Annotated in this window: 7 protein-coding genes; 5 read left to right on the top strand and 2 right to left on the bottom strand. The window is 62.7% G+C overall.

The features are described from left to right. The 4 genes from AAAB16_RS12745 to AAAB16_RS12730 all read left to right on the top strand — a co-directional run. The coding region (locus AAAB16_RS12745; RefSeq protein WP_340663655.1) for an ATP-binding protein at positions 1-2107 on the top strand (2107 nt) is incomplete at its 5' end. Continuing rightward, positions 2107-4461, top strand: a complete 2355-nt coding sequence (locus AAAB16_RS12740; protein WP_340663654.1) for a TonB-dependent receptor — start codon at positions 2107-2109, stop codon at positions 4459-4461. The genes AAAB16_RS12745 and AAAB16_RS12740, both read left to right, overlap by 1 nt. A gap of 365 nt (positions 4462-4826) precedes the next feature. Beyond that, positions 4827-11285: an SdrD B-like domain-containing protein gene (locus tag AAAB16_RS12735; protein WP_340663653.1), complete on the top strand. Its 6459-nt coding sequence runs from the start codon at positions 4827-4829 to the stop codon at positions 11283-11285. After that, a complete protein-coding gene (locus AAAB16_RS12730; RefSeq protein ID WP_340663652.1) occupies positions 11282-15493 on the top strand; it encodes an OmpA family protein in 4212 nt (1403 codons plus the stop codon). The genes AAAB16_RS12735 and AAAB16_RS12730 overlap by 4 nt, the downstream gene beginning before the upstream one ends. A 230-nt stretch (positions 15494-15723) precedes the next feature. Here the strand turns inward: AAAB16_RS12730 and AAAB16_RS12725 are convergent, their stop codons facing one another. Both AAAB16_RS12725 and AAAB16_RS12720 read right to left on the bottom strand, forming a co-directional pair. Next, positions 15724-16644 carry a bifunctional helix-turn-helix transcriptional regulator/GNAT family N-acetyltransferase gene (locus AAAB16_RS12725; RefSeq protein WP_340663651.1) on the bottom strand — a complete coding sequence of 307 codons (921 nt, stop codon included), beginning with the start codon at positions 16642-16644 and terminating at the stop codon, positions 15724-15726. Between the two features lie 125 nt (positions 16645-16769). Continuing rightward, positions 16770-20258, bottom strand: coding sequence for a PAS domain S-box protein (locus tag AAAB16_RS12720; protein ID WP_340663650.1), 3489 nt, complete (start codon positions 20256-20258; stop codon positions 16770-16772). Between the two features lie 513 nt (positions 20259-20771). Here AAAB16_RS12720 and AAAB16_RS12715 point away from each other — a divergent pair. Further along, positions 20772-21066, top strand: a 295-nt coding sequence (locus AAAB16_RS12715; RefSeq protein ID WP_340663649.1) for a DUF3077 domain-containing protein, incomplete at its 3' end; no start/stop codon positions are given.

The raw sequence follows: 21066 nt of genomic DNA, 5'->3' as shown, positions 1-21066 counted from the left end.
GCGCTGGCTCACTGTCGGCAACCCGCGTTTGCATGATGTGCAGGTGTTCGTACAACGCGGCGCTGAGGTCACTGCCATGCGCGCCGGCAGCGCTTATCCGCTGGAGCAATGGCCGGTGGCAGATCGGCAGCCGCGTTTTCCCGTGGCGTTGGCAGCGGGCGAGGAGGGCGTCGTGCTAGTGCGGGTGGCCGGCCCGTCGCTGTTTATTCTGGCGCCCACGCTATGGACTGACGACGCGTTGCTCGTACAGCGCCAGTCGGTGTACCTGGCCGACGGCGTGACGCTGGGCATCGTGTTGCTGATTGTGCCGTTCAGCCTGATCCTCGGCTGGATTCTGGGCTCGCGTCTGCTGCAAGCGCATGCCGGCGTGGTGTGTTTTTACTTGCTGCTGACCGCCGTCATCAACGGCTATCTGGTGGTGTGGCCAAGTCTGCTGCGCTGGTCGCTGGAAATCACCACGCTGATCAGCATCCTCTCGTTTATCTGTCTGTTGGGTTATGCGCGGCTATTGCTGGAAGTACGCAGGCTGCCGGCGATATGGCGCTATCTGTTCAACGTGCTGTTGGCGGCGTACCTCGCCGGATATGCCTGGGACTGGTTTGTGGCGCGGCCGGACGGGCGCGTGTTTGTCGAGTGGGTGGTGCGCGTCGGCATTTATGCGCTGCTGCCAGCCACGCTGTTCGCCGCCTGGCGTCAGGGTGTGCGTTTGCGCTGGATGGCCTACGCAGTGCCGGCGCTCTACACCGTGCAATTTGTGGTGCGCTACGTGCTCTCGCTTAACGACGTGCTGCCTGGCCAGTCACGTGATGCGTTCCTTAGCTTGTCGTCTACCTTGCCCGGCGTGGTGCTGTTGGTGTGCACGCTGATCACTGAAGTGATCCTGACCCGGCGCCGGGAAAACCGCGCCCTGAGCGACCTCGATCATCAGCGTCAGGCCGAGCACGAGCGTCTGGAAAGTACAGTGGAGCGGCGCACCCGCCAGTTGCGGGAATCGCTGCAGGCGCGCAGTTCGCTGATGGCCCGCATCAGCCACGACCTGCGTTCGCCGCTGGTGGGCATCATTGACTACGCGCGGCTGCTGCAAGGCGGCGAGTCGCGGGACTACCCGCGCAAAATCGAGCGCCACGCCCGCCAGCAACTGGAGATGATCGACGAGTTGCTGGAGTTCTCCCGCAGCGAATTGCAGCAAATGGAACTGACCCTGGCGCCGGGTTACCTCTACGGTTTTCTGCGCGAGATAGAAGAGGAAGCGGCGTTTCTTGCCGGGCGCCAATTCAACCGCTTCACCTGCCACCTCGGCGATGACCTGCCGCCGCTGGTGCGCGCCGACTTCCAGCGCTTGCGTCAGGTATTGATCAACCTGCTCAGCAACGCCGCCAAGTTCACCGAGAACGGCGAGATCCGCTTTGACGTCGAGTGCTTGCGCGCTGAAGCCGGTAGCGCGGTGCTGCGTTTTGCCGTGACCGACACCGGCATCGGCATTCACCCGGACGAGCGCGAGCACCTGCTGCTGCCGTTTCGCCGTGGCCGCAACGCCGCGCATTTCCAGGGCACCGGCCTCGGCCTTTCGATTGTCAGCCAGTTGCTGCTTTACATGGGCTCGGAACTCAAACTCGATACGTGCGATGGCATCGGCAGTCGCTTTACGTTCGACATCAGCCTGGAGCTGGCCGCAGAGGACGAACTGGAAAGCGGCCTGCTCGACGGCCATGGCGGCGCTGTTGATGGCGGCGAGCGGCGCATTCTGGTGGTCGATGATGTGGCGCATAACCGCGAAACCCTGTTCGACCTGCTCGCCGGCTACAACTTCGATGTAGACGTTGCTGCCGACGGCGCCAGCGCTCTGCAACTGCTTAAGCAGGCGCCGTACTGCCTTATGATCTGCGACCAGCACATGCCGGGCATGGACGGCTGGGCATTGCTGGCCACGCTGCGTGAGCGCTATCCGCAACTGCCGGTATTGCTCTATTCCGCATCGCCGGCCCGACCGCCTGCGGGCGCAACGGTGCGCTTTGATGCCGTGCTGCTAAAACCGCTGGGTAGCGGCGAACTGTTGGCCTGCGTAGAACGGTTGAGCGGCGCGAAACATGAGGCGTTGGCACGTTGATGCGGCGCGCAACACTCAGCCTGAAAACCTCCGCCGCGCTGTTGGCCTTGTTGCTGCCCGGCGGCGTGCCGGTTGCCGAGGAAAAACCACCATCGGCGCCGGTGAGCGAGCCGCTGCAACTGGACGAAGTACGGGTTAGCGCGCGGTACCGTGACGAACGCGCCGATGACGTGCCGGTGGCTATGAATGTGCTCGACGGCGACCGCCTGGACGCCGAAGCGCTGCACGACATGGAAGCGATTCAACAGGTGGTGCCAGCCTTGCTGGTTTCCGTGCCCAACCAGCGCTACGCCAGTTATGGCATTCGCGGCCTGGGTTCCAGCGCCTACAACGATGGCCTGGAAGGCAGTGTCGGGGTGTTTCTCGATGGTGTGTATCTGGGCCGCGCCGGTATGTCGGTGTCCGAGCTGAGCGATATTGAGCGCATCGAAGTGCTGCGCGGCCCGCAAGGCACGCTGTATGGCAAAAACACCACGGCAGGGGCGGTGAACGTGTTTAGCCGCGCGCCCACGTTTGCCCCCGAGGGCAACGCCGAAATTACCTTTGGCGAGCATGGCACCGAACAGTATCGCGGCACATTTTCCGGGTCGCTGGTGGATGGCGTGCTGGCCGGGCGCCTGACCGCCTTCGACGTCAGCCGCGACGGCCTGATCGACAACCGCTACGACGGCCATGAGCTTGCCAACCAGCAGCGCCAGGGCCTGCGTGGGCAGTTGCTGTGGACGCCAAGCGACGATTTCAGCGCGCGTCTGATCGGTGAATACGGCTGGCAAGACGAACACAGCAACGTGTTTCTGCCCAGCCATTACAGCCAGCAAACGCTGCAGCGTTCGGCCTACGTCGGCTATCGGCCGCTGAAGGTCGACCCCTATACGCGCGAGGTGCAGCAAGACCAGCGCAATAGCACGCAAACCTTGCAAAACGCTGTGACGTTGCAGCTCGACAAGCAACTGGGCAACGGCGCCACGCTGACCAGCATCAGCGGCTACCGCGACTGGCGCTATAACACCGATCTGGATGGCGACGGCGGCGGCCTGGACATCGCTAAAGTCGGCGCCGAACTCGATCACCATCAGTTCAGCCAAGAGCTGCGCCTAAGCGATTCGTTCGGCGAGTCGCTGGATTATGTTGTGGGCGCGTACTACCTCAAACAGCATTTAAATCGGCAGATCGACGTCGGTTTCGGCCGCGATGCAGCGGCGTTTTTTCTCGGCGACCGACCGGAAGTGAAACAGCTCGGCATTCGCCCGTGGATGATTCCAACGTCGTTGTTGGCTGGGGCGCGGCAGGCATTTGATGGTGAACAGACCAGCACCAGTCAGGCGCTGTTCGGGCAGTTCACCTGGCATGCCACACCGCGTTTGGACATCACTCCGGGCCTGCGTTACAGCCGCGAGCAAAAGCGTGGCTGGCTGTCGCGCTCGGTGTCTGGTTTGGCGCCGTTAGGGAATGACCCAGTGTCGCAGTTGGGCGGCGCACAGCTGCGGCAAACCACCCTGGGCGGCGCCTATTACCGGCACGATGAAATCGACGAACATAACGTCTCCGGTCAACTCGCGGCCAGTTACCGTTTTACCGACGAGGTACTCGGCTACGCCAGTGCGTCGCGGGGTTACAAGGCCGGCGGAATCAACTTGGAAGTGATTCAGCCCGGCGCGCAACCGACCTTTGATGCCGAGCGCGCCACGGCCTATGAGATGGGCGTGAAACGCAGCTTCTGGAATGAGCGCGCCTCGCTCGATCTGGCGGTTTATCAAACGGATGTCGATAACTATCAAGCCTTGTCGAACTCGGCGCCGGTGGATGAATTTGCGCCGCCGATTCGCAACAACCTGATCAACGTCGGCAAGGTGCGGCTGCGTGGCGTGGAATTGAATGGCGCCCTGCGCGCCACCGAAGGGCTGGACCTGCGCCTCGGTGTGGCGTTCAGCGATGCGCGTTACCGCGACTTCCCGAACGCCCCGTGCAGCCCCGGCTCGTCGCAACTGGTGTGTGATCGCGGCGGCGAACGGCTGTTCAATGCCCCGCGCTGGAGCGCTAGCGCAGGGCTGGATTATCACCGGCCGTGGTTGCCCGGCTGGCAACACTATATTGGCCTCGACTACAGCTTTCGCAGCAGCTATCAAGGCACGCTCGAAGGCGGCCCGGGCAGTGAAATGCCGGCGCGCGCCATCACCAATCTGCGCTTGGGCGTGCGCGAAAACGACAGCAGTTGGGCCGCCGAACTGTGGGTGCGCAATCTGTTCGATGAGCGTTACCTGACGGCGGTGTACGCCCAGCTCGGCGCCGGTGACTACGGCGTGCTGGTGGGCGACCCGCGTTCCCTCGGCGTGACGCTGCGGACCCGCTACTGAGCAAATGGTTCATGCCACCGGTCGCCGCTGCCTTTGCCCGTGCGGTTTTTGCCGTCCGCTTTGGCAAAGGTCGGCGTCCGCCAAGCCGCGTTAAGCGCGCCCATACGTAGCGTCGCTTTGCCCATTTACTTGTGCTGTTTTCTTCCCTTGCTGACCTTTGCTGGCGCGGACTCCCGTGCGTTTTCGCGCACCGTTTAGTTGCCGGTTCGCGGCTTGTTCACCGGGCTGCGTTCGCCGATCTTCCCCGCACTTTTTTGACGCCACCGTAATGACCTTCAGGGCCGCGGCATCTGCCGCGCGGCTCCAGGAGCGTTTTGCTTCGCAAAGCGCAGAAGGGCAGTTGGCACCATAGGGAGAGTCGCGTTGTGTCGGGTTTGATTCGCAGGAAGCGCTTATACGGCGCCGTGTTGGCAACTGTCTGGGCACTGGCGGGGACTGCGCAGGCGGCCACCACCGACTTGAGCCTGACGCAATGTTTGACCAGCCCCAACCCCGGCATTCGCGGTGGCGTGGTAACCGTTGACCTGAACTACGAGAACGGTTCCTCGGCGGCTGCTAGCGGGGCGTCCATCACGATTCCGTTGCCCGCCACCGCCAGCTACATGGCCGGTTCGGCCTCGACCGGTTGCAGCCATGATGGCGCCACGCCGGGCGTGGTCACCTGTGCATTCCCCAGCTTGCCGGGCGCTTCCAGCGGCACCGTCAGTCTGCAACTGCGCACCTCGGCGCCCACCGGGCCGAGCATCAGCAGTAACGCGGTGTTCAGCCCGGGCTCGGGCGACACCGACCCGAATACCGCCAACAACCAGCAAACCTGTAGTGCCACCATCAACAATGGCGCCGACTTGTCCGCCGTGGTCACCGGCCCGGCCAGCGCCCCCGGCGGCAGCGATATCACCTGGAGCGTCAACGGCAGCAACGCCGGCCCCGACGCCGCCAGCAACCAAGTATTCACCACCACCTTGCCAGCCACGCTGAGCTATCAGAGTTCATCGGGTAGCGGCTGGAGCTGTGCCACCAGCGGCCAGGTGCTGACCTGTACCCGTGCCGCCAGTCTGGCCTCGGGCAGCGCCTACCCGGCACTGTCGTTTGTGACGCGCCTCGCCGGTTCGGTTACCAGTGGCAATGTTTCGGTGAGCGGCACCATCAGTTCCGCCACCGCCGACCCGAATGGCAGCAACAACAGCAGTGGCGCCAGCGTTAACGTCAGCCCCGGTGCCGACCTGCAAATCACCCAGGCCGTGCCGTCGCCTTCGCCAGTGCAGCCGGGTGAAACCGTCACCTACGTGCTCACCGCGCTCAACGCTGGCCCGAGTGCCGCCACCGACGGCCTCAACGTGACCTTCCAGTTGCCCGCCGGTTTCACCCCCGGCACCGCCACGCCAAGCGGGGCCGGGTGGGGCGCCTGTACCTGGAGCGGACAATTGCTGAGCTGTCCGTTTGCTGGCAGCTACGCCAGCGGTCGCAGCAACACCATTACCGTCACGGCCAGCGCGCCAAACGATGCCACGCCGACCTCCTACAACGGCGCCACCGACAACCGCGCAGTGATCACCGGCGGCGCTGCCGGCCCAGTCGATCCGATACCGAGCAACAACACGGCAACCCGTCCGTTACTGGTCAGCCCAGACAACGCCGTGGACCTGGCTTTCACCAAAACCAAAAGCCCGAACCCGGTGGCCATCGGCACCAATATGACCAGCACCCTGCGCGTGACCAACGTGCAAGGGCCGTACGCCGCGCAAACCGGCAGCGTGACGTTGACCGACGTGCTTAACGACAACCAAGAAACCTTTGTCAGCGCCAGCGGGCCGTGGAGTTGCGCAGCGCAACCCGGCGTGCCAAGCGCTGGGCGCACCTCAGTGGTGTGCACCAATACTGCGCCGATTCCTGTGCGTAACAGCGACGCCAACCCGCTGGTAATCATCACCCGAGCCGAGCAGGCCGGGGTGTTGAGCAACGCCGCCACCATCGCTCACCCTGGCCAGTGGAACAGCATCGGTGTGATTTCCGCGTCGGTGACCGCCACCGCTGCCACCGCTTCGGTAGACCTGTCCATCGCCAAATCGGTGACCACGCCGTCCAACGCCACCACGGCGCCGGGCAACCGCATCACCTTGCTCAACACTGAAAACGCCCTGACTTACACCTTGGTGGTGCGCAACCTCGGCGACAGCAATAACAACCCCATCGACGCGGTAGACCTGCAAGTGCGCGACCAACTGCCGGCCTATCGCGCCGGTACGCTGGTGGGCACCGTCACATCAGTGGTTAGCAACGGCAACGGTTCAACTGCCACCTTTGCCTGCGCCGTAAACGGCAGCGGCCTGGTCAGCTGTGACCAGAACGGCGGTGTGCTGAAAACCGGTGACACCGTCACCGTCAGCATTCCGATGGCCCGCGCCCTCAATGATGGCGATTTCACCAACCAGGCCTCGGTGTATTCCACCAGCCAGGGCGACCCGGACCGCAGCAATAACGTGACCTCGGTGGATTTACGCATTCAGCCGATTGCCGACCTGCACATGGTTTCCAAAGTGGTCACGCCAACCACGCTGGAAGCGGGCACCAACGCCACCTACACCCTGACGTTCCGTAACATCGGCCCAAGCACCGCGCAGAACGTGGTGGTCAAAGACGACTTCCTGATTGGCGCCAGCGCGCCGGGCTTTACCTTTATTTCCGCCAGCGCCACCGGTGGTGGCACCTGCTCCGGCCTGACCGCCAACACCTCGTACAGCAGCGCCGGCACTCACACGCTGACGTGCAGTAACTTCACCTTGCCGTCCGGTGAACAACGCACCATCAGCGTGGTGGTGCGCCCCAACTGGCAAACCGGTTCGCAAGGCAGCGCCACGCTGACCAACCAGGCGCGGGTGTACAGCACCACTACCGCCGAGGACCTCACCGGCGTAATCGGCGACATCGGCACCGATGCCTCGGTCACCCGTGGCCCACAAACCAACTTCGCCAGCGCCAGCCTGAGCGTGAGCAATGCCGCTCTTAACGTGTTGATCGTCACCAACGACAACGCGCCGGCCGGTCCCGACCCGCTGGGTTTCGACCCCACCAGCGGCGGTAATAACGCTAACAACGACATCGACTACCTGGCGCGCATCACCAACCAGGGCCCGTCGCTGGCCACCGGTTTGCGCTTCAGCTATTCGATGACGCCACCGGCCGGCAAAACCATGCGTTTCAATGGCATCGCCACGGCCGCCGGCGGCGCCGATCTGGGCATTTGCGACCAGGTGGGCAGCAGCGTCACCGGCCCGGCAAGCCTGACCGTGAACTGCGTATTCACCGGCAACGACGCGCAACTGGTGACCGGTGCCAGCATCGCCCGCTACCTGACCTTCCGCGCCCTGAGCATTCCGGACACCAGTGGCTACACCGTCAGCACTCGCGCGCAAGTGTTCACCAACGAAAACGACACCAACCCGGCCGACGACGTCGACACCGAAACCACCACCATCCGCGTACGTTCCGACATCGCCATTACCGTGCCCAACCAGGGCCCGGTGGAAGTACGCGAGCCGTTCGACTGGCGCTTTGAGGTGGTCAACAACGGCCCCGGCACCTCCGGCCAGACAGACCTGAGCAGCACCCTGCCGGCTGACATGGAATACATCACCGGCTCGCCAGTAACCTGGACCAATACTGTCGATGGCAGCAGCGGCACCTGCACCGTTAGCGGTCAGGCATTGGCGTGCGACTTCGGCACCGTCACCGCTGGCGCTACGCCTATCGTTACCGCGCCGGTCCGCTTTATTCGCTACCCCACCGGCGGCACTGCGCAAACCTGCGCCACCGCCACCACCGACCAGATCGACCCGGTATCGGGCAACAACGTTAGCGCCTGCGGCACCGTGCGGGTAATCAAGTCCAGCATCGCGGGCGTGGTGTTTGTCGACGGCAACAACGACGGCGCGTTTGGCGCGGGTGAAAACCCAATCACCAACGCCGCCGTGCGCCTGACCGGCAATGACGCCTACGGCAACGCCGTCGATGTAACCGTGCAAACCATCGCCAACGGCAGTTTCCTGTTCGACAACCTGAACTCCGCCGACGCCGCGGGCTACACCGTTACCGAAGTGCTGCCCAGCGGCTACTTCGACGGCCGCGACACCGTGGGTACGGCTGGCGGCACCCATGTGCAAACCGGCAGCACCGATGAAGTACGTGCCATCGCCCTGGGTCGCGAAGAAGCCGCCACCGGCTACCTGTTTGGCGAGCTGGTCAGCGCCAGCCTGGCCGGCCGCGTGTGCGTCGACAGCAACGACAACGGCATCTGCGAGGCAGGCGAGAAGGGCATTCAGGGCGTGAGCATCAGCCTGTCCGGCAATACCTTGAATGGCGTGGATGTGTGCACCGTGCAAACCACCTGCACCGTGCAAACCGATGCCAATGGCGCCTATCTGTTCACCCTGCCGGCCAGCGATGCCAGCGGTTACACCCTGACGCAGCAAGCCAATAACAGCGCGCCGCTGAACACCTTCGCCGATGGCCGCGAGCACGCTGGCAGCCTGGGCGGTACCGCTACCAATAACCCCGGCGGCAGCGACCGCATCAGCGCCATCGTGGTGGCGCCGGATGAAGACGGCACTGCCTACGATTTCGCCGAAACCGGCTTCAGCCTGTCGGGTCTGGTGTACCTGGACAACAACGACAACGGCAGTCGCGAGCCGGACGAGCAGGGCATTCCTGGCGTCACCGTAACCCTCACGGGCACCACTGCGGACGGCACTGCCATCTGCGGCACGTTGTTGCCCCTCAGTGCTTGCACCAGCGTCACGGCTGCGGACGGCACCTACCATTTCGACGGTTTGCCTAACGGCACCTACCGCGTCAACGAAGCGCAGCCCGCCGCTTATCAAGACGGCCGCGACACCGCTGGCAGCGGCGGCGGCACGCCTGGCGGCGCCGGCACCGATACCATCAACGCCGTGCAAATCAACGGTGCCGATGTGGTCGGCTACCTGTTCGGTGAGCGCGACGGCACGGCCACCAGTGCCACCGTGTCGGGCAAGGTGTGGTTTGAATCGGTCAGCCGCGACGAGCAGCAAAATGCCAACGAGCGTGGCCTTGAAGGCTGGCTGGTGGAAGCGCGCAATGCGGGCGGTCAGGTGCTCGCCACCGCGACCACGGCCAACGATGGCTCCTATCAACTGACCCTGCTGCCGGGCGCTTACAGCCTGTCGTTCTTCCACCCGGTCAGCCGTGCGCCGTATGGCACGCCTGTGGCGCAAGATCCCAACGGTGCGGTAAACGGCACGGTGAACCCGGCCAAGCGCACCATCGACATCGTGGTTACTGGCGGTGCGCAGATCGTTGAGCAGAACCTGCCGGTCGACCCGTCGGGCGTGGTTTACGACGCCGTCACCCGCGAGCCGGTAGGCGGCGCCGTAGTGCGCATCGTCGGCCCCAGCGGCTTCAACCCGGCCGTGCATCTGGTCGGCGGTAACGCCAGCGCCGTGCAAAGCACGGGTGTGGACGGCTTCTATCAGTTCTTCCTGACGCCAACCGCACCTGCGGGCAATTACCAACTGGAAGTAACGCCACCGGCCGGCTACCTACAGCAGCCCTCGGCGCTGATTCCTGTGTGCCAGGCCACATTGGTTGGCAGCAACGGTGGCGCGCCGACGCTGGTGCAAAACAGCGCCACGGCCCCAGGCCCGGGCGTGCCGGCGCATAACCCGGCGGCGTGCCCAACCGCGGCTGCCGGCCTGCCGGTTGGTAGCGGCACTACCCAGTACTACCTGAGTGTGCGCCTGAGTGGCAGTACCGATGACGTGATCAACAACCACATTCCGCTCGACCCAATTCTGGGCGGCGCAATTGTGATGACCAAGAACACGCCGAAGGTCAATGTCAGCCGTGGCGAGCTGGTGCCGTATGTGCTGACCGCGCGTAACACGCTGTCCAGTGCGCTGGCCAACATCGCCATCGAAGACCAGATTCCGCCGGGTTTCAAATACATCAAAAACTCCGCGCAAGTGGATGGCGTGCCTACAGAACCGCAAGTGGAAGGGCGGCGCCTGCGCTGGCCGGCACGCTCCCTTAACGGCGGCCAGGTGGTGAGCATCAAGCTGCTGCTGGTAGTCGGTTCCGGTGTGGGCTTTAACGAATACGTCAACCAGACCTGGGCTTTGAACCTGTCGGCCAACGCGCGGGTATCCAACGTCGCCACCGCCAGCGTGCGTGTGGTGGCCGACCCGACATTCGACTGCTCCGACCTAATTGGCAAAGTATTCGACGACAAAAACCGCAACGGCTATCAGGACGAAGGCGAGCCCGGCATTCCCGGCGTGCGCCTGGCCACGCCGAAGGGCTGGCTGATTACCACCGACGAATACGGCCGTTACCACATCGCCTGCGCCGACGTGCCGAGCGAGATGCGTGGCAGCAATTTCATTCTGAAAGTGGACGAACGCACCCTGCCAACCGGCTACCGCATTACTACCGAGAACCCGCGTGTGGTGCGCATGACCCAGGGCCGTTTGGTGAAAGCCAACTTCGGCGCCAGCGTGCACCGCGTGGTGCGTCTGGACCTCAACGGCGAAGCCTTCGATGCGCAAAACAAACTGACCGCGCAGTACCTGGCGCGCCTCGATGAAGTGCTGCCACTGCTGTACGCCCAGCCCTCGATTCTACGTATCGCCTACCGCATGCCGGTGGACGGTGAAGTGCGCGACGCCCGTGCCCGTGTCGACTATGTGAAGGACTGGATCAAAGCCCATTGGGAGCCCCACGACTGCTGTTACGACCTGCAACTGGAGGAAGAAATCGTACCGGCGACTGATAGCGTGGAGGTGATCCGATGAGCATGCGTAATCTGTGGGTATGCGGCATCGCCGCCTTGACCCTGAATCCGTTGGCACTGGCCGTAGCGGAGCAAGTGGATGGCAAACAATGCACCCTGAACAAAGGCTGCGGCCTGCATGGGCCGCGCGGGGCGATGGAAGATGAGTCGTTGCTGCAGAGTCGGCCGTTTACGCCGGGCGGTTTGCCAGCGTTACCGGCTAACGCCGAGCGCGAACTGCCACGGGAAAAACTGATTCTCTGGCAACTCGACGGCGCCCTGGGCGAGCGCGATCAGGTGGTGAACGTCAGTGACGAAACCGTCAGCGCTGTGGTGCTGCGTGAAGGTTTGCCGGTGGTGCGTTTCGCCTCGGGCCGTTCGGCGGTGCCGGAGCGTGACAGCGATGCGCTGCAAAAACACCTCGACCACCTGGTGGGCAAACGCAACCTGCGCGTGCGCCTGGTCGGACATACAGACCCGCAACAGTTGTCGCAACGCAGCCAGGCCATTTACCAGGACAACCAGGGCCTTGGCTTGCAGCGCGCCCGTGAAGTGGCCGAGGTATTTCGCCAGCGTCTAAAGCTCAAGCCCGAGCAGATTCAGCTCGACAGCCGTGGCGCCAGCCAGCCGCTGATCACCGGCGACAGCCCGCAAGCGTGGACCCTCACCCGCCGCGTGGAAGTGGAAATCTGGTACGACGAAGCCGTGGCCAGCACGCCCGCCAAACCGCAAGCCTGTGCCCCTGGCAGCGTGGCGAAGGCGGCGGTGACACCGTTCAGCATCAGCGTCGACGGCCAACCGCAAGACGGCACTCAGCCAGGCAGCGCCGACAGCCAACGCTGCGTCGACGTGGCCCTGGCGCAAGACCTGCTACAAGTGCGCTTCGACAATTTGTCGGCGCAGCCACGCCTTAATGTGGTTTCTGGCGCACGGGTCGCCCGTCTCGGCGAGCCGCTGACGTTCAGCGGCTACAGCAACTACCTGCACTGGATCAAACGCGCCGAGGTGCGCATCCTCGGTAAGCGCCGCCTGTTCGGCGAGGCGCAACTGCTCGAAACCGTGGCCCTCGACCCGCAACTGAACGGCACCTGGACGCCACCGGCCGGCACGCCGGAGCAGGTGTATTACCAACTGCGTGTATACGACGAAGCAGGCCGTTTCGACGAAACCGGCCCGCAGTTGCTGTCGATAAGCCGTGGCCAATTGCCAAAGGAGAAAGCCGAAGACATCGCTGCCGACGTGTTGGCTGGCTACGGTGGCAACCGCTTGCAGCGCCACAACATTCCGGTGGCCGGCGGCACGGTCACGCTCAACGGCAAGCAGGTGAAAGACGGTCAGCACGTGTTCGTTATGGGCCGTCCGGTGCCGGTCGACAGCAACGGCACCTTTGCCAGCGCGCAGATCATTCCCCGTGGTCTGCACACCGTGGAAGTGGCCGTACTTGATGACCAGGGCAAAGGCCGCATCTATCGCCGCGACCTGCGCCTGCCGCAGGACGACTGGTTCACCGTAGCTATCGCCGATTTCACCGTCGGCCAGCAAGACACCAGCGGCCCGGCCCGGGTAGTTACCCAGGAAGACCGCTATTACGATGACAAGCTCTACGCCGATGGTCGTTTGGCGTTCTACACCAAGGGCAAGGTGGACGATAAGTACACCGTGACTGGCAGCGTAGACACCGGCGAGGCTCCAGCCGACAGCCTGTTCAGCAATTTCAACGACAAAGATCCGCGTGAATTCCTGCGGCGCATGACCTCCGACTCCGACAAAGGCTGGGCCACCTTCGGCGACGACTCGACGCTGATCGAAGACGCGCCGACCCGTGGCAAGTTCTACGTTAAGGTCGAGGACGAGAAGTCCCATGCCATGTGGGGCAACTTCCGCGAGCAGATCCGCGACACCGAGCTGACTCAGATCGACCGCAGTCTTTACGGTGCGCAAGTGCGCTACCGCGACGATGCTTTCACCGCTTTTGGTGAGCGCCGTGTACAAGTCGAAGGCTTCGCCGCCGAACCCGGCACCGCCTCGGCCCGTGAAGACTTCCGTGGTACCGGTGGCTCGCTGTATTACCTGCGTCATCAGGACCTCACCGAAGGCAGCGAGCGCGTGCGCATTGAAGTGCGCGACAAGGATTCCGGGCTGGTACTGCACAGCCAGGACCTGGCCGCCGGCATCGACTATGACGTGAATGCGCTGCAAGGCCGGGTGATTCTCACGCAACCACTTTCGGCCACCGCCGATGGCAGCACCTTGATCCGCTCCGGTGGCAGCCTGTCTGGCAATCCGGTGTTCTTGGTGGTCGGCTATGAATACTCGCCGGGCATGGAACAGCTCGACGATCTGGCCTACGGCGGTCGCGCCGCGTATTGGGTGAATGACAAGGTGCGCGTCGGCGTGACGGGCAGCATGCAGGAACAGACCGGGCGCGAAGACCAGACCCTCGGCGGCGGCGACCTGCTGCTGCGTCACAGCGAAGGCACCTGGCTGAAACTGGAATCGGCGCAAAGCGAGGGCGACAGTCTCGACCAGCGTTTCTCCTACGACGGTGGTTTCGGCTTTGGCCAACAAGTGGCCGGCACCGACTCGCGTGCTCGGGCTAACCGGATTGAAACCGCATTCGACTTGAAAGACGTGGTCGAGGATTCCGATGGCAAAGGCACCTTCTACTACGAAAGCCGCGATGCTGGTTTCTCGGCACCAGGGCGCTTGTCGGAGTTGGCCAGCGATCAGGTCGGCGGCAGCTATACCGCGCCGCTGAACGAAAAAACCGAAGTAACGGTGAAAGCCGACGAAACCGAAGAAGACGGCGGTCGCTCACGTCGCGCCGCTGAAGCGCAACTGGCCTACGACCTCAGCGACGCATGGCGCCTGTCGGCGGGTATGCGCAACGACCGGCAAACCTACGGCAGCGCCTACCGCAACCTGTACACCGGCACGTACGCCGGTTACGACAACGGCGACTACGACGAAGGCGAGCGCAACGATGCCTTGTTCCAGGCGCTGTACCACGCTCAGGAAGACTGGTCGGTGTACGGCTTCGGGCAGGGCACCCTGAGCCGCGACGGCACCCGTCAGGCCAACAACCGCCTCGGCGTTGGCGGTGACTATCGCCTTAACGAACGCACCTCGCTGAACGGCGAATTGTCCGGCGGCAACCTGGGGCTGGGCGCCAAGGCTGGGGTTGGCTACGACGCCTCGGACCGCACCAATGTCTACCTCAATTACCAATTGGACAGTGACCGCAGCGACGACGGTTTCGCCAGCCGCAGTGGTCTGGATAGCAGCGGCCGCACCGGCCAGTTTGTTTCCGGAGCGCGCTCACGCTGGACCGACACCACCAGCGTATACGCCGAACAGCGCGTGCAGCACGGCGATCAGGCCGGCGTGATTCAAGGCTACGGCCTCGACTTTGCCCCGGATGACCACTGGAGCTACGGCGTAACCACCGAATTCGGCACCTTTAACGAGGAGACCGACTACGCCCTTAAACGGCGTGCCATCGGCGGCAAAGTGGGCTACAGCAACGGTGACCTGCGCTACGCCAGCCGCCTGGAGTACCGCGAAGACAGCAGCGATGTGCAAGACCTCAGCGTGTGGCTGATGCGTAACAACATCAGCTACAAGGTCAACCCGGACTGGCGCTTTATCGGCAAGCTGGACTTCTCCGTTGGCAACTCCGACCGCGGCGACTACTTCAACGGCGACTTCGTCGAAGCGTCCCTGGGCTACGCCTATCGCCCGGTGTTCAACGACAAGCTCAACCTGCTGACCAAGTACACCTACCTCGCCGACCTGCCGCCGCCTGATCAGGTATCAACTGCCACCGGCACGGCCGTGGACTACGCCCAGCGCAGCCACGTATTTGCCATCGACGGCATCTACGACCTCAACGAACGCTGGAGCGTGGGCGGTAAATACGCCTACCGCCTGAGCGAACTGCGCATGAGCCGCGACACCTCCGCCGACTGGTTCGACAGCCGCGGGCAGTTGATCGCCGCGCGAGTGGATTGGCACGTGGTAAAGAAATGGGACCTGATGGCCGAAGTGCGTCGTCGTGACGAATTCGCCGCCGAAGACAGCCGCACCGGCATGCTGGTGGGCGTGTACCGTCACTTTGGCAACCACTTCAAAGCGGGGGTTGGCTACAACTTCAGCGACTTCAGTGATGACTTAACGGATCTGTCCTATCGCAGCCAAGGGTGGTTTTTCAATGCCGTTGGCAAGTACTGACCGCTGAGCGTATCGGCATGGCCCCGTTTGCCAGCTGGCGACAGGGGGTTTTAGAGCAAGCGCCTGAAAGCAACCCGTGTCGATTTGCGGGCGCTTAGCTTTAAGACATTGGTTAGATCGGGGCTTTCGCCTGGGCCTAGCGCTTACTGAGCGGAATTAAGCGCGTGGACCTGCCACTAGCAGTCAATTGCAGAAGCGCAAAAACGATAAAAACCACCCTCGGCGGCTTGCTACAGATCACGTGCCCAAGTCTGCTCAACCTGACTCATGCCAAAGCTGTGGCTGCTGACTTCCTCAACCAGTTCGAAACCGGCCTTTTGGTACAGTTTGCGGGCGTCTAGCAGCGCGCCGTTAGTCCACAGCACCATCCGTGTGTAGCCGGCCAGTCGCGCAAAGCGCAGGGCTTCTTCAACCAGGCGCTGGCCAATCCCCATGCCCCGCGCACTGGCATCGACGTAAAGCATGCGCAACTTGGCTGTCGTTTCGTCATGCCTGACCACGAAAACTGAACCCACCACTTTTCCGTCTTTCTCGGCGATCCAACACCGGTCTGATGCGGGATTGAAATTGCGGATGTATGTGGCAACGATCTCGGCAACTAAGGCTTCAAATTCACTGTTCCAGCCATATTCGCGGGCGTACAGCACAGCCTGCTGATGCACTACCCAACCCAGGTCGCCAGGCTGCGGATCCCTGAGCAGATAGCTCGTTTCCCTCTCGCCAAGCAGTGACTGAATCTGGCGCATGGCTTCGATCAATTGGTGCTGCTGAGGGTCCGTCAGGTGCTCGAGCATGCCGAGCACAGTGTTCAGCGAAGCCTCATTGAGGGGCGCAAAAACGGCTTTGCCCTGGTCCGTGAGTGTTAGCTGGAATGCTCGGGCATCAAGGGCAGAACGGCTTTTCTCGACCAGCCCTTTTGTTTCAAAGCCGCTGATCACGCGACTCAGGTAGCCGGCATTAAGGTCGAGCGCGCGACAGAGGTCGGTGCTGGTCAAGCTCTCCTGATTGGCCAGCTCGTAGAGAATGCGCGCCTCAGTAAGGGAGAACTCACTGTCGAGAAGGTGCTCCTGCAGAGCCCCCACCTGACGGGTATAAAAACGGTTAAAAGCACGCACAAAACTGGCGCGATCAACGGCGCTGAGTGTCGACATAACAGAAGCCTTATAGTTGCCTAAGGCAAATAATTGCTTGCCTTAGGCAATCATGTCAATGCCTCTGAGCGCCGAACCTTGGTGGATGCGCGAAACCCGATTAGCCACAGAAACCTGTGGCTGTTTCAAGATTCGCCGCTGAGTTCGGACAGGCTGACGGCGAGCTCGCTCTTGCGAAATGGTTTGGCGAGCCGTGGCAGATTGGGGTCGAGGCCTTCGAGTTCGGCATAGCCTGAGACGAGGAGGATTGCCGTTCCTGGCCGGGAGTTGCGCACCTCTCTGGCTAAATCGGTGCCGCTTATGCCCGGCATCAGGTGGTCGGTGACGAGCAAGTCGAAGGGTTGCCCGGCGTCCAATAGTCGCATCGCCTCTTCGCCTGACGCCGCCTCGATCACGCGGTAGCCCAGGTCGGTCAGCATGTATGAGGTGCTGGCGCGAACCAGTTCTTCATCGTCGACCAGCAGCGCGACCCCACGCGCTGGCAAAGACTCCGGAGCCTCGACAACGCGCGCTTCCGCTACCGGCTCGCTTAGGCTGCGCGCAAGCCAAAGCTCGACATTCGTGCCCAGGCCGGGCGAGCTCTGAATGGTCAGCGCGCCGTTTAACTGCGAGGCCAAACCGTGGGCCATGGAGAGACCCAGCCCGGTGCCTTTGCCGACGCCCTTGGTGGAAAAGAACGGTTCCACCGCCCGCGCGAGTGTGGCGGCGTCCATGCCAATGCCGGTGTCTGCGACCGACAGGCATAGGTAGTCGCCGGTCGGAAGGTTGGAGCGGTGGCCGTCGCCGACGTGCTGCGCGCTTGCTGATATTCGCAGCGTGCCGCCCTCGAGCATGGCGTCGCGGGCGTTTACCGAGAGGTTTAGCAGGGCCATCTCAAGCTGGTTCGGATCCGCGATGGCGGCAGGCAAATCATCCGCTGCATCGACAACTACCCTGATTTGCGGTCCGCTGGTGCTGGCCACGAGATCGCCCATATCGTTCACCAGTTTGGCTACATCGACCGCCACCACCTGAAGCGGCTGACGGCGAGCGAAGGCCAGTAGCCTCTGCACCAACGTCTTGGCCCGATCGGCCGATTGCAAGGCGCCGCAGATCAGCCGTTGTTCACGCTCGCCACCCACGCCCCGGCGTTGCAGCAGGTCAAGCGTACCGACGATGGGGGTAAGCAGGTTGTTGAAGTCGTGCGCCACACCGCCAGTCAGTTGCCCCATGGCTTCCATTTTCTGACTCTGGCGCAGCGCCGCCTGGACTTCTTCACGTTCGGCAATGGCCTTGGCGATACGGCTTTCGAGGTGGGCATTAAGTTCGCGCAGATCTTCCTCGGCCGCTTTGCGGGCGGTGATCTCCACCGCGGTGCCGGTTACGCGCACGCAGCGGCCGGCGGCATCGAACACGCCTCGGCCCTTGGCCGCCACCCAGCGAACAACGCCGTCCTCTTTGCCAATGGTGCGGTAGTCGACGTCGTAGAGCGCGCGGCGCTGCGGGTCGGCGGCCGCGGCAAAGGCCTCGGTGGTCGCTGGGCGATCATCGGGGTGCAACCCTTCATAGAAGTCTTGCATGGTGACGGGCACGTCAGCCGAGATGCCAAATATTGCCTTGGTCCGTGGCGGCCAAATCAGCGTGTTGTGGACGATATCCACGTCCCAGAAGCCGACCTCGGCATGGTCGACCGCAAGGCGCAGTCGCTCCTCGCTTTCACGCAGGCGCATCTCCGAGCCCACGCGTTCCACATGCGCCCAGCAACGCTCGACCACTTCCCTGACCAGGGAAATCTCGGCGTGCGACCAGTCCCGCGGCTGATTGTGGTGCACCGCCATCATGGCCGTCAGCCGACCATCCTTTACCAACGGGCAGCAAATGATGGCGTCGATGCCGATGGCGCGAAACGTCTCGCGCCCCTCACCGTCGCCAAGCTCGGCGATAACGTTACGTACGACTAACGTACGGCCGCTGCGCATGTCCGCTGCGGCCCTGAAGCCAAAGAGGTCGAGGCTGTACGTGCCCACCGAACTCTGAATACCGGGCGCCGTGTAGTCGTTGCGAATCCAGAAACGGTCGTTATCGAGGTCGACATCTGCATAGGCGCAACGCGACACGCCGAGCGTGCGCCCTAGCAAGCTGGTTGCGGCCTGCATCGCCTCTTCAGCATGGCGAATATTAAAAAGCTGGCTGTCGAGCTCATCAAAAAAACGTAGCCGCGCGGCGCTCTCGTGCAACGCCGATTCGGCCTCGTGCTCGGTGGTGCGGTCGCGGAAAATCTTCACAAAGCCGCCATGGTCCATGGCCAGCGGCATCATCAGCCCCGAGCCCCAGAACGGCGTACCGTTCTGGCGCACGTGCCAGCGTTCGTTAACGGCGCGCCCTTGGCTCTGGGCAATGGCGAGCTCCTTAAAAAACACACGCTCGGCCTGGTCCGCGTCGGTATAGAAGAGATCGCCTACGCGGCCCACCACCTCCTCGGCACGGTAGCCGACGATGCGCTGGGCACCGACATTCCAACTCGTTACCTTTCCCTGGGCGTCGAAGGTAATAATCGCGAAGTCCTCGGCGCCCTCAACGATCTGCCGATAGCGTGCCTCACTGGTGCGAATGGCGGCCTCCACTCGGGTGCGGTGCACAACGAGCCCGATGGTATGGACGACGAAGTCCAGGATCTCGGTATCGGCCAACAATGGCTGGCGCCGCTCAGGGTGGTACATGACATACAGGCCGAGCACAGCGCCCTGAGCCGAACGAATGGGGGTTGACCAGCACACGTGCAGGCCATGTTGGTTAGCGAGATCCCGGAACCCGGCCCAGCACGGGTCACTGGCGATATCACCGGCGAACCCTGGCTGCGCCATAGGGCTGTTGGCGGCGTTGTCGGGGCCGATGTGCAAGCCTTCAAGGGCATCCGTGTAGGTGCGTGGAAGGCTCGGTCCTGCGCAATGCCGCAGACGCTGATCCTCTTCGTCCAGCAGCAACAGACCGCCCAGGAAACGGGATGTGGACAGCGCCTCCACCTCGCGGACGATCGCAACCAACGCGACAGAGAGGGAGGTCTCTTCGACGGCGAGTTCCAGGATGCGGTTTTGTGCGTCCCCCAGGGCAGCCGCTCGATTACGCGCCTGGCTAAGGCGTGCGTTTTCAATGGCAATCGTCGCCAGGCGGCCGAGGCTTTCCAGCCGCCTGATCGTATCGGGATCGTGGTCCTGAACCTGCGACCAGTAGGCACCGAGCGCCGCAATCGGTGCAGGCTTGCCGATGGGCACCATGACAAGACTGCGGACAAACGTCGGCGCATAGGCGTCCTGCGGGATACGTGGATCCAGCCGCACATCAGAGATCGCCACTGTCTCGCCGTGACGCATCAACCAGCCTGAAATGCAGTGGTCGGCGGCAAAGGTCTGGCCTTGCCAAAGCGGCGACACAGCATCTTCCGCTACATAGGAACAGCAACCGTCATGGGCAATGACAACCGCAATGCCCTCTGCGCCGACAGCGGCGCGGGCCGTGTCGCGCAGCACCGCCACGACTTCGTCCAGCGACCCTGCCATGGCCAACCGCTCACTGGCATTTAGCACATGAGACAAGCGCTCCTCACTGCGTAGATCTACCGGAACAGTAATAGCCAAACCGATCTCCCAACGACAACCACAGATATCTTATCCGCGGGCTCTAACCAATGAATGGGGGTAAGCAAAGACACCCCCTTGCTCGGCAGGGTCCACGTTTACTGCTCAGCAAGCGGACGCCTGGCTGCAAAGCCTAACCTTGAGTGCGATCTACCAAGCCAAAACAGCATCGCTTAATTTCAGGGCGCTTGAAATGGTTGGGTTAGAAGACTTTAACAGTCCTCTGTCAAAAGCTGACGGTTGCGTGCATTTATCAGCATCACTCTCCGGTGGCTGCCTTTGACTGTCCCGTTTGCCCCTTGAAAGGGGGGACACGTCTTCCGAGCCTCAGTTTCGCTCCCCATTTGTAGCCTCCATCTTTCGCGCCTGCCCGCCAGAGCCGACATATTTCCCGCGCGCCCTCGGCCTACAGTTGCCCGTCGCTGAATGTTCAGCGATCCGGTTTGGTCGCCGGGCTAGTTACGGGACGCGTAAGCGTCAGCTATAAGAGGTAGGCGTTTTTACGCCTGCTCTATGGCAGCTGTGCGCGGGACACCTTCGGGTGTGCCGGGTTCCTGTGACCGGTCGACCAACCTGCGTACAGCTGCCTCCTATTTGCTTGGTCGCAACCGGAGGTGGTACTTCATTTTTACAGGAGATGTAGCTATGAACGGATCCACCGCTGTAACCACTCACCAACCCTTCGACCAAATGGACAGCGCACCGCTGTTTTCCGTTAACGCCGGCGTACCCATTGAAGAAGCCCTGGAACGCGCCGCCCACCTGATGCTCTACGTCGAAAAGCTCGCCGCTGCAGATGCCTTTACCG

The sequence above is a fragment of the Pseudomonas sp. genome (assembly GCF_037994325.1).
Lineage (GTDB): Bacteria > Pseudomonadota > Gammaproteobacteria > Pseudomonadales > Pseudomonadaceae > Aquipseudomonas.
The sequence above is the reverse complement of the archived record's forward strand: the minus strand, read 5'-3'. Positions and strand labels throughout refer to the sequence as shown.